Origin of the sequence: Streptomyces milbemycinicus (assembly GCF_002154605.1) — a bacterium.
In the GTDB taxonomy this organism is placed as follows: Bacteria; Actinomycetota; Actinomycetes; order Streptomycetales; family Streptomycetaceae; genus Streptomyces; species Streptomyces milbemycinicus.
This window is the reverse complement of record NZ_MUNE01000794.1, coordinates 1-10,769: the sequence shown is the minus strand read 5'-3', so window position 1 is coordinate 10,769 and position 10,769 is coordinate 1. Positions and strand designations below refer to the sequence as shown.

Here is a 10,769-nt window from a genome sequence, read left to right as displayed (position 1 = left end):
ACGGGCGATCGAACGCAGCTGATCGAGGCGGAACGGCAGGTCGCGCGGGCGCGCGTCCAGCGCGTCCTTGACGTGCAGATAGCCCAGGATGCGCCCGGAGTCGTCGACCACCGGGAAGCGTGAGAACCCGGACGTGGCCGCCATCCGCTCCAGCTCCTCGGGCGTCACCCCGAGCCGGGCGGAGACCACCTGCTCCAGGGGCAGCACGACATCGCGCACCCGGCGGCGGCTCAGTTCGAGGGCGTCCCGCAGCCGCTCGGTGGCCCGGTCGTCCAGCAGCCCGGCCTCGCCGGAATCCACGACCACCCGGGCCAGTTCGTCATCGGAGAAGGTCGCCGACACCTCGCCCTTGGGCTCCACCCGCAACAGCTTCAGCAGGGCGTTCGCGAAGGCGTTGACCGTGAAGATCACCGGGCGCAGGCCGCGCGCCAGGGTGACCAGCGGCGGGCCCAGCAGCAGCGCCGTGCGCACCGGCTCGGCCAGCGCCACGTTCTTGGGCACCATCTCGCCGAACAGCATGTGCAGATACGTCGCCGCGGTCAGCGCGATCACGAATGCGACGGGGTGGACCAGCCCGAGCGGCAGCCGCACCGCGTGGAAGACCGGCTCCAGCAGATGTGCGATGGCCGGTTCCGCGACGGCGCCCAGCACCAGCGTGCACAGCGTGATGCCCAGCTGGGCGGCGGCGAGCAGCGCGGAGACGTGCTCCAGGCCCCACAGCACGGCATGCGCCCGCCGGTCGCCCTGCTCGGCGCGCGGCTCTATCTGGCTGCGCCGCACCGAGATGAGGGCGAATTCGGCGCCGACGAAGAAGGCGTTGACGACCAGGGTCAGCAGGCCGATCAGCAGCTGGAGCAGGGTCATCGGGCCGCCCCCTCACCATCCCCGGCGTACGGCAGCGGCGCCCGCAGCCGTACCCGCGCGGCCCGGTGGCCGGAGTCGTCGACCACCTCGATGCCCCAGCCCGCCACCTCCAGGGCGTCGCCCCGCACCGGGATCCGGCCGAGCTCGGTGGCCACCAGTCCGGCCAGCGTCTCGTACGGGCCGTGCGGCACCCGCATACCCACCGCCGCCAGCTGGTCGACGCGGGCCGCGCCGTCCGCGTCGTACAGCATCCGGCCCTCCGCACCCGCGCCGACCGGGGCCAGGTCGGGCTTCTCATGCGGATCGTGCTCGTCGCGGACCTCGCCGACCACCTCCTCGACGATGTCCTCCAGGGTGACGACCCCGGCCGTGCCCCCGTACTCGTCGATGACCACGGCCATGCTGCGCTCCCCCGAGAGCCGGTCGAGCACCCGGTCCACGGTGAGCGACGCGGGGACGAACAGCGGCTCACGCATCAGCTCCGACACCGGGTGGCGGAGCCGCTGCTCGGCGGGGATGGCGAGCACGTCCTTGATGTGGGCGGTGCCGACGACCGTGTCCAGGCTGCCGCGGTAGACGGGGAAGCGGGACAGGCCCGTGGCGCGGGTGGCGTTGGCGATGTCCTCGGTGGTGGCCCGTACGTCCAGGGCGATGACCTGCACCCGTGGCGTCATCACGTTCTCCGCGGTCAGCTCTCGCAGGTTCAGGGTCCGTACGAACAGTTCGGCGGTGTCCGCCTCCAGGGCGCCCTCCCGGGCGGAGTGCCGGGCCAGCGCGACCAGCTCCTGCGGGCTGCGCGCCGAGGCCAGCTCCTCGGCGGGCTCCAGGCCCATCCGGCGCACCGTGCGGTTGGCGGTGTTGTTGAGATGGGCGATGAACGGGCGGAAGGCGGAGCTGAAGGCGCGCTGCGGGGTGGCGACGGCCCGGGCGACGGGCAGCGGGCGCGAGATGGCCCAGTTCTTCGGGACCAGCTCACCGACCACCATCAGCACCACCGTCGACAGCGCCGTCCCGACCGCCAGCGCGACCGAGCGGACGGCGGAGTCCGGCACGCCCATCGCCCTGAGCGGGCCTGCCAGCAGCACGGCGACGGACGGTTCGGCGAGCATGCCGACCACCAGGTTGGTGACGGTGATGCCGAGCTGGGCCCCGGAGAGCTGGAAGGTCAGGCTGCGCACGGCCTTCAGCGCACTGGCCGCGCCCCGCTCCCCGCGCTCGACCGCCCGCTCGAGCTCGCTGCGCTCGACGGTGGTCAGGGAGAACTCCGCCGCGACGAACCCGCCGCAGGCGAGTGCCAGCAGGAGCGCCACGGCCAGGAGGAGCACTTCGGTCATCGGTTCACCCATGTCCCATGGTCCGGCAGCGACGGGAGGAACGCGCGGTGTCGCTATCGGGAGGCTCGCCCATGGGCGGACACTCACACCCTTCACTCGGGGGCATCATGCGACGGTGCTGCGGAGCGGGGATGCATGACAGATCCATGGTAAAGGATCAGTAAAGTGGAGGGCGGTGAGGGCCGGGCCTCACATCAGGATTCCAGCGGCTTGATCCAGCGCCGCCAGTGGTCCTCGCGCTGGTAGCCGGCCGCAGCCCACGTATGGTGTGCCCGTTCGTTGGCTTCCAGGACCATGGCGTCGACCCGTCGCCCGCCCAGGGTGATGAATCGTTGTTCTGCCGCTTCCATCAGGGCCGTGGCGATGCCTTGCCTTCGGCAGTCCGGGTGTACGGCCAGTCGGTAAGCGGAGCATCGCCATCCGTCGAAGCCGGCTATCACGGTCCCCGTGAGGAGGCCGTCGCGCTCTGCGAGGAGCAGGGCTCCAGGGTCTCTTGTGATGAGTCGGGCCACTCCGTCGTGGTCGTCGCTGATGCTCGTTCCTTCCGCGGCTTCGCGCCAGAACCGCAACACGGTGGCGATGTCCGAGAGGGTGGCGCAGCGGATGCGGAGATTGCTCATGGGGCGAGACAATCAGAGAGGCGCCGTGTCCGGCGAACGGTTTCAGTGCTGAGGAATCGCCATCAAGGCCCAGGCACGGGCGACTGACGGGGGTCAGGAGGCGGCGTTCAGCAGGTCGAGGGCACTCTGCTGGCGGGCGGCGTCGGTCTTGTCCAGGGGGCCGCCCATGGCGTCGGCGAGGGGCTGATCCTTGGAAAGGGTGCCGCAGACGCTAACCGGAAGCAGTGGACCGGTCAATGGTCTGGACCAAATATGTAAGCGCGGGTCCCCGTCGGGCTGTTGCTCCCGGTGGTGGCGTGGGCGCGCTCGTCACGAGGTGACGGTAAAGGTGGTCAGGGCGGCGTGGCCGTCAGCCGGGGCGATGACCCGGAGCGCCACATAGCGCGCCGTCCGGTCGGTGTTCAGGACTCCGCGCGCCGACAGCCGAACCGCGCCGTCGTATGTACGGCCGTCCAGGCTGAACTCCACTTGGGATGCCGGGATGCTGCCTCGCCATTGGGTGCGGATCTCGCTGATGTGCTGTTCGGCGCCCAGGTCGACGACCATGCGACCGTCGGGACCGGCGGTCCATGCGGTTTTTTCGTCTCCGTCGACCGCGGCCTTCGGGTCCGTCATACCGGGCGGCAGCGGCGCGGTCGGGAAGGTGGTGCGGCCGAGTGCCAGGTCGGCGAGCGGGTATGCCGTGGCGCGCGGCACGGTGACCGTGGTCGCGCGGCCCGCGCGGACCGTGGCGCCGACGCTCTTGCCCTGGGCCGAGACGGTGACGTGGCAGGAAGGTCCGCTCAGCCGTACGGTGCGGCCGTCGACCACCTCGGCACGCAGACCGACGGGAATGCGGCGCCCGGAGAGGACGATGCGCACAGGAGCCAACACGGCCGCCGCGGCGGACAGTTCGGCGCGGTAGTCCGTGCCCGACTCGGTGACGGTCTGAACGCCCTCATAGAGACGGATTTCCCCGGACGGCGAGCGCGGGATCGTCACCGTGGTGGTCGCAGGGTCCGAGGAGAGGTTGAAGAGGCTCAGATGGAACTCGGTGAGCGCGGCCTTGACGCCCGTGGACCGCACCGAGGGGGTCTTGCGGGTGGCCGCGGCACGCAGTTCCTCCGGCGTCGCGCCCGGGAGCCCTTCCACCAGCAGGCTCTCGGCGGGCCCGTCGGAGAGGACGACCGTGTCGCCGTACACCGAGATCGGGTTGGCGCCGCCCCGCACGACGAGACCGGCGAGGCCGTCGATGTCCAGCCACCCGCCGCGGCTGGTGAGGTCCGGCCGCGGCCAGGCGACCAGATCGGTCCACTGCTGTCCGTCGGTCGATCCCTGGAGCCGGTACGCGCGTCCCGCCGCCGACTCCCAGCGTAGCGTCACCCGGTCCACGCACCGGGATCCGCCCAGGTCGACAGCGATCCAGCTGTCCGCTCGGGGACGGTCCGCACGCGACACCGCCCAGCGGGTCGTGCCGTCACCGTCGACCGTGAGCCCGGGCTCCTTGCCCGGGTCGAAGGAGGACGCGGCGGCCGTGGCACCGCGCGCCAGGTCGGTACCCGTGGCTCCGTCACGTATCTCGAAGGCGTACAGCGAATAGCCGTACGTGGGGTCGGGGCGTACCCCGAGCATGCGCAGATGGCGGAACTGGCCTCGGGTGAACAAGAGATCGTCGACGCGCGCACCTCCGGGGGTGGATGTGGCGCCCCTCGCCTTGACCGTCGCGCTCCCCTCGGCCGCCCGATAGGTACGGCTCCCGTCCAGGCCGGGCATCCCGGGCATGTCCAGGTTGCGCACCTCCAAGTGGCCTTCCCCGTAAGCGGTTCCGGAGCTCGCGTACACGACGGCGCCGGACGGCAGCGTGGTGAACCCGGCGTACCCGACGTCCAGCGTGAGCAGGCTCGCGCTTCCGTCGAAGCCGTCCCGGAGCCGGGAGTACGTGACCACGGACCGCCCTGTGACCTTCGCACCGGCGCTCGGCAGGAACATCGGCGTCGTACCGCTGAGCCCGAACAGCCAGTCGTCATGCGCCGGCTGCCAGGCGAACTTCACGAAACCGGACTTGCTGACCGCCCCGGCCCACGCGCCCGGTGACTGATGGGAGACGAGACCCGGGCCCGTGCCGTAGTCCATGACGCCGCTCGCCTGCTCGAAGAGCTCGCGTTGCGAGAGCGGCTGCACGGGGGCCTGTCCGGACCGTGCCCGCCACTCGTGCAGGAGGTAGCTGATGGCGAGTTCGGCGCGTGCCTCCGGCTCGTACTTGGGCTCGCCCGAGAACTTCGCGAGGCGGTACTGCGGCGGATACGCCTGATAGGCCTCCAGCCGTTCGGCCAGGGCGAGTTCGCAGCGGGCGGCGGCGCGGTCGCCGACGACCTGCGCCAGGAAGGCGAGCGGGATGACGTCGCGGCCGTAGAGATGCTCGCGGTCGGCGACCATCGGCATCAGCGGCTCGCCCGCGTCGCTCATCACGCCGAGCAGGGTGCGCCACAGCGGACCGGCGTTGGGCTGGGCGGTGAGCACCTCGGGCAGAGGGCGGCCCGCGGCGAGGAAGTGGGCGGCGTTGCGCCCGGAGGTTCTCCAGAGTTCTTCCTGGTAGTGGGGGCCGAACGAGCCGTGGTTCTCGACGATGAAGGTGTCGTACAGGTTGTGCGCGGTGTTCTGGCTGACGGCGATCCCATCCACCCGGGCCGGGTTGGCGAGGTCGGCGGCCGGCAGCCCCGCCTCGTTCCGGCTCCACCGGCCGAAGGCGGCGCGCCACGCGTCGTACCGCTGATCGTCGCCCGCCCAGGCCAGGCCCGGAGCGAGCGCCTGGGTGTAGACGCCCATCTCCTCAAGCTTGGTATCGCCCGCGAATCCGCCGACGAGCCCGTGAGGAGTCCAGCCACCGGAGTCGGGATCGTCGCCGGTCCCCAACTGCGCGGTGTACTGGGCCTGTTCGCGGGCAATGGTGTCGACACTGCGGCGCGTCGCCTCGTCGAGGTCGTCCCAGAGCAGGCGTGCCGCCAGGACGAAGTAGGACTGGAAGGTGGTGTCCCAGAACAGCTTCCGACCCCACTGGGTGCCACCGGTCAGCCGGTTCGATGCCGCGAAGTGCTTCAGGGTGGCGAGGGTTCGGGCGTGCAGGGTGTCCTTGTCGACTCCGGCGCGCTCGGCATCGTACGGGCCCCGGGTCAGCAGGACGGCGTTGCCGAGCACCACCGCGAAGCCGAAGTCCTTGTCGGTGTAGTGGCCTTGGGCCGGGTCCCATTGGGTCTCGGACCAGCGGGTGTGGGTGAGAAGGGCCCGGTAGTACGTGTCCGCGATCGCGTCCGGTTCCGCGGCGGCCGAGGCCTGCCCTGAACCGAGGGCGAGCGGGAAGGCTGCCAACGCGCCGGAAAGACCGAACGCCTTCATGGCTTGACGGCGTGTGAGCCCCGAGTCTCGCTGTGGCATGCGGCGCGACCTCCCCATTGGACAACGTTGTCAGAGAACGCGGTCATTCTTCGGGTGACCCGTGGGCGCGTCAAGGGTTCCGGCGCATCTCGGATCACTCCACGGTGCGCGCCACGTGGGTGCTCGCCGGCTGCCGAGGGTCCGGCTGATTGGATCGTGCAGTCCTGTTGACCGGCCCGTCGAACGGCGCTTAGGTTTCGAAAGCGCTTGCGGTCACCCGTCGTCCCTGTGGCGTGCGGCGGGTCGCGCCTCGCGCCGCGGCGGACCCCGACGCGGCCCGCGGCCGACGTCCTGCCTCGCGCTCTGCCGCCGATCTCCCGAGCTGCGCCCTGACCGCGACGGCCGTCGCCCGATGATCGCAGCCCCGTTGCTGTTGCCGCCGCTCGCTCCGCTGCCCGGTCCGCCGGCCCTTGCCGTCGTCACCACGGTCGCAAAACCGTACGAGGTACGCCGTCACGGACATCACGATCGGCGACGACGGCACGCAGGCCCGCGCCGCTAAGGGGGAGTTCACCGGCGTGCAACTCCGTGCCGAGGGGCTGCCGGTCGATCTGTCCGAGAACACGTCGAAGGGCAAGGCATTCTGGCTGGAGGCGATATAGGCTGAATCCCGCCCCTCTTCCGGGGGCGGGATTGCCAGAGCAGTCGTCTGCCGAGCGGTTCCTGCAGGCGCTGCGGCACATCTTGGGCGTGCCGGTAACAGCACGGTTTGGCCGGATCCCATCCCCGGCCGACACGCGACTCACCGGCCGGCACGCGGCTCACCGGCCGGGACGCGGCGTCGATCGAATTGCCCGCCGTCCCGCGATACGAGACCCGACTTGCCTATGCTAGCGGATTGGCGCTAGCGTCAGGCTGTGGCGAAGACACAGCTGAACGTCCGGGTCGACGAGGCCACCGCGGAGGTGGCGCGGGAGCGCGCGCTGCAGCGGGGCATGAGCGTGAACCGCTACATCGAAGAGCTCGTCCGCAAGGATGCCGGAGAGGTGGGCCATACCTTCGTGGAGGCGGCCGCCGACTTCATGGAGCAGTACCGGACCGTGTTCGACGAGGAGTTCGGCAAGGAGGGCGAGGCGCGCCCTTGAACGTGCGGATCGACCTCGCCTGGCTGTTGATGGTCGCCGAGCGCAGCACCCCTGGGGACCCGCAGGTCACCGACTATGGCGCGCTGGTCGCCGCCGTCAGCAGACACGAAGCCGAGATATTCGGCACCCCCGTCTACACCGACCCCCAGACCCGGGCCGCCGCGCTGCTCCAGCTGCTTCTGCTGGTGCCCGCCCTGGAGCGGTCCAACGCGCTGTTCGCGTCCGCCGTCGCGTACGCCTACCTCATCGCCAGCGGACTGAGGATCGCCACCACCCCCGAGCGCGTCCGCGACCTGGCCCGCCTGGTCAAGGACGGCACCGCCGACGTCCACACCATCGCGGCCGAGCTGCGCAGCTGGAGCGCGTGAGAGGGCGTGCCCACGCGTCGGGCCCCATGTGCGCTGATGTGTGCATCATGCATTCGCCCCTCGAAGGAGAAGTGCCCGGCCGGGCGCCGGTTTGAGCCGAACGGCCGCCAATAGCGGCGTCAAGTCTTGACGGCACCCCGTTGGGCGGGTTGACTCACGCGCCGCCCGCCCATCCGAAGGAGCCGCGATGCCACGTAACGGAGCACAGCGAGGACTGCGAGGACAGCGGAGACAGCGGAGACAGCGGAGACAGCACGGAAGACTCGGATCCACAGCAGCGTCGTTCATCGCCGGGGCGGTCGTCGCCGCCTTACTGCCCCTCACCGGAGGGGTCGCGGTCGCGGCCGACGAGCCGCCGCCCGTCCCCGTGGACCGCTTCGAGGGAGAGGTGCCGTTCGCCTCGCCGCCCGCCGAGGGGATTTTCACCTGGGGCAGCGACGCCGACGATCAGCCCGCCCTCAGGCTCGTGGAGCGCGCCGACGCCCCCGAGGGGGTCAAGGTGCTGGAAGGCTCGTACGACATCGGCGGCTGGGGCGGATTCACCCACGATTTCGCCTTCGACCGGCCCGCCCACGACTGGTCCACCGCCAAGGGCATCCGCTTCTGGTGGTACGGCCAGAACACCGCGCCCCTGCCGCCCGGTTCGGGCAAGCGGATCAACTTCGAGATCAAGGACGGCGGGGCCAACGGCGAGGCATCCGAGCTGTGGACCACGTCCTTCACCGACGACTGGCAGGGCTGGCACCGCGTCGAGATCCCCTTCTCCGACTTCCGCTACCGCACCGACTACCAGCCGGTCGGCGGCATCGACCACGTCCTGGGCCTCACCGGGACCTGGGGGTACGCGGTCACCCTCCCGGCCGGCCAGAAGGGCCGGTTCGCGCTCGACGGGGTCGAGCTGTACGGGAAGGCCGACGGCTCGCTCAAGGCACAGGTGATCACGGACGCGGCCGTCCACCCGGTCAAGGAGGGCGCGACCGCCCGGGTCAAGATCTCCGTCGCCACCACCGTCTCAGGGCCGCTCGACGAACCCGTCACCGTCGACTACACCACCGAAGGGGACGGTGGCACCGCCACCTCCGGTGAGGACTACCGGCCCGTCGAGGGCAGCGTGACCTTCCCGGCCGGCACCGCCTCCGGCACCTCCCGCACTGTCGAGGTCGTCACCGCGAGAGGCGGCGGCGCCGAACCGGCCGAGACCGTCCCGCTCCATCTCGCCGTCTCCGGCGCCAAGGCCCCCGCCGAGACGCCACGGGTCGTGATCGACGCGCACGGGCTGCCGTACCTCGACCCCGGGCTCCCCGTGCAGCGGCGCGTGAAGGACCTGCTGTCCCGGATGTCGCTGGAGGAGAAGGCCGGACAGATGACCCAGGTGGAGCGCAACGCGCTCACCGCGCCGGGCGACATCGCCGACTACAACCTCGGCTCCCTGCTGTCCGGCGGCGGGTCGGTGCCCACCCCCAACACGCCCGCCGCCTGGGCGCGGATGGTGGACGCCTTCCAACTGCGCGCCCAGGCCACCCGCTTCCAGATCCCGCTGGTCTACGGCGTGGACGCCGTTCACGGCCATAACAATGTCGTCGGGACGACGATCATGCCGCACAACATCGGCCTCGGCGCGACCCGCGACCCCCGGCTGGCCGAGAAGACCGGTGCGGTGACCGCCTCCGAGGTGCGCGCCACCGGCGTCCCCTGGGACTTCGCGCCCTGCGTGTGCGTATCGCGCGACGAGCGGTGGGGACGGGCGTACGAGTCCTTCGGCGAGGACCCGGCGCTGGTCACGGCCATGGAGACGGTCATCAAGGGCATGCAGGGCGCGCCGAGCGGCAAGGATCTCGACCGCCGCGACAAGGTGCTGACCACCGCCAAGCACTTCGTGGGGGACGGCGGTACCGAGTACGGCTCCTCGACCACCGGCAGCTACACCATCGACCAGGGCGTCACCAAGGTCACCCGCGAGGAGTTGGAGAAGGTTCACCTCGCGCCGTTCCAGGAGGCCGTGGATCGCGGGGTGGGCACGGTCATGCCCTCGTACTCCTCGCTCGACATCCTCGGCGACGGGCAGGCACCGCTCAAGATGCACGCCGACGGGGCGATGATCAACGGCGTGCTGAAGGACCGGATGGGCTTCGAGGGCTTCGTCATCAGCGACTGGCAGGCCATCGACCAGATCCCCGGCGACTACCCGAGCGACGTCCGCACCTCGGTGAACGCCGGGGTGGACATGATCATGGTGCCCACGGCGTACAAGGACTTCCACACGACGCTCGTCGACGAGGTGAAGGCCGGCCGGATCAGCCGGGCCCGGATCGACGACGCGGTCTCCCGCATCCTGACGGCCAAGTTCCGGCTCGGTCTCTTTGAGAACCCGTACGCCGATACGACAAACCTCGGCCGGATCGGCTCGGCGGGGCATCGGGCCGTCGCCCGCGAGGCGGCCGCGAAGTCACAGGTGCTGCTGAAGAACGACGGTGGGGTGCTGCCCCTGAAGCCCTCCCAGAAGGTGTACGTCGCCGGGTCCAACGCCGACGACCTCGGCAACCAGACCGGCGGCTGGACCATCACCTGGCAGGGCTCCTCCGGCCGGCACACCGACGGCACCACGATCCTGGAGGGCATGCGGAAGGCGGCCCCGGACTCGGCCATCACCTACTCCAAGGACGCCTCCGCCCCGACGGACGGCTACGACGCCGGGGTCGTGGTCGTCGGCGAGACCCCGTACGCCGAGGGGGTGGGCGACGTCGGCAACGGCCATGACCTGCGGCTGTCCGAGGCCGACCAGGCCGCGGTGGACCGGGTGTGCGGCGCCATGAAGTGCGCGGTGCTGATCGTCTCCGGGCGTCCGCAGCTCATCGGCGACCGGCTGGGGGACATCGACGCCCTTGTCGCGTCCTGGCTGCCCGGCACGGAGGGCGACGGTGTCGCCGACGTCCTCTACGGCAAGCGGGCCTTCACCGGGCAACTGCCGCTGACCTGGCCCAAGTCCGAGGCTCAGCTGCCGATCAACGTGGGCGACGCGGCGTACGACCCGCAATACCCGTACGGGTGGGGGCTGACGACCGCGGCCCGCGCGCCCGGTGAGCATGG

At 70.9% G+C, this 10,769-nt stretch carries 9 protein-coding genes; 4 read left to right on the top strand and 5 right to left on the bottom strand.

Features of this window, described 5'->3' with window-relative positions:
* The 5 genes from CCN51_RS46445 to CCN51_RS46430 form a co-directional block, all read right to left on the bottom strand.
* Nucleotides 1-864: hemolysin family protein (locus CCN51_RS46445; RefSeq protein WP_086860937.1), on the bottom strand; the 864-nt coding region annotated here is incomplete at its 3' end.
* On the bottom strand, nucleotides 861-2,198 hold the full coding sequence (locus CCN51_RS46440; protein WP_014181420.1) for a hemolysin family protein: 1,338 nt from the start codon (nucleotides 2,196-2,198) through the stop codon (nucleotides 861-863). The genes CCN51_RS46445 and CCN51_RS46440, both read right to left, overlap by 4 nt.
* A gap of 194 nt (nucleotides 2,199-2,392) precedes the next feature.
* Nucleotides 2,393-2,818, bottom strand: coding sequence for a GNAT family N-acetyltransferase (locus tag CCN51_RS46435; protein WP_014181421.1), 426 nt, complete (start codon nucleotides 2,816-2,818; stop codon nucleotides 2,393-2,395).
* Between the two features lie 93 nt (nucleotides 2,819-2,911).
* Complete coding sequence (locus CCN51_RS55420) at nucleotides 2,912-3,055, bottom strand: hypothetical protein (protein WP_158104768.1); 144 nt, start codon at nucleotides 3,053-3,055, stop codon at nucleotides 2,912-2,914.
* Between the two features lie 72 nt (nucleotides 3,056-3,127).
* Nucleotides 3,128-6,229, bottom strand: coding sequence for a discoidin domain-containing protein (locus CCN51_RS46430; RefSeq protein ID WP_055414055.1), 3,102 nt, complete (start codon nucleotides 6,227-6,229; stop codon nucleotides 3,128-3,130).
* A 410-nt stretch (nucleotides 6,230-6,639) separates the two neighbouring features.
* Here CCN51_RS46430 and CCN51_RS54660 point away from each other — a divergent pair, with 410 nt between their 5' ends.
* The 4 genes from CCN51_RS54660 to CCN51_RS46415 all read left to right on the top strand — a co-directional run.
* On the top strand, nucleotides 6,640-6,831 hold the full coding sequence (locus CCN51_RS54660) for a hypothetical protein (RefSeq protein WP_143676110.1): 192 nt from the start codon (nucleotides 6,640-6,642) through the stop codon (nucleotides 6,829-6,831).
* Between the two features lie 255 nt (nucleotides 6,832-7,086).
* The gene (locus CCN51_RS46425) at nucleotides 7,087-7,314 is read left to right on the top strand and encodes a hypothetical protein (protein WP_014181423.1); all 228 of its coding nucleotides are present in this window, start codon (nucleotides 7,087-7,089) and stop codon (nucleotides 7,312-7,314) included.
* Complete coding sequence (locus CCN51_RS46420; RefSeq protein ID WP_014181424.1) at nucleotides 7,311-7,682, top strand: hypothetical protein; 372 nt, start codon at nucleotides 7,311-7,313, stop codon at nucleotides 7,680-7,682. The genes CCN51_RS46425 and CCN51_RS46420 overlap by 4 nt, the downstream gene beginning before the upstream one ends.
* A gap of 187 nt (nucleotides 7,683-7,869) precedes the next feature.
* Nucleotides 7,870-10,769, top strand: a 2,900-nt coding sequence (locus tag CCN51_RS46415; protein ID WP_107426254.1) for a glycoside hydrolase family 3 protein, incomplete at its 3' end; no start/stop codon positions are given.

Bases quoted from the DNA above. Each gene is read 5' to 3' on its own strand.
- CCN51_RS46440 (WP_014181420.1), bottom strand. From the start codon at position 2,198: ATGACCGAAGTGCTCCTCCTGGCCGTGGCGCTCCTGCTGGCACTCGCC.
- CCN51_RS46435 (WP_014181421.1), bottom strand. From the start codon at position 2,818: ATGAGCAATCTCCGCATCCGCTGCGCCACCCTCTCGGACATCGCCACC.
- CCN51_RS46430 (WP_055414055.1), bottom strand. From the start codon at position 6,229: ATGCCACAGCGAGACTCGGGGCTCACACGCCGTCAAGCCATGAAGGCG.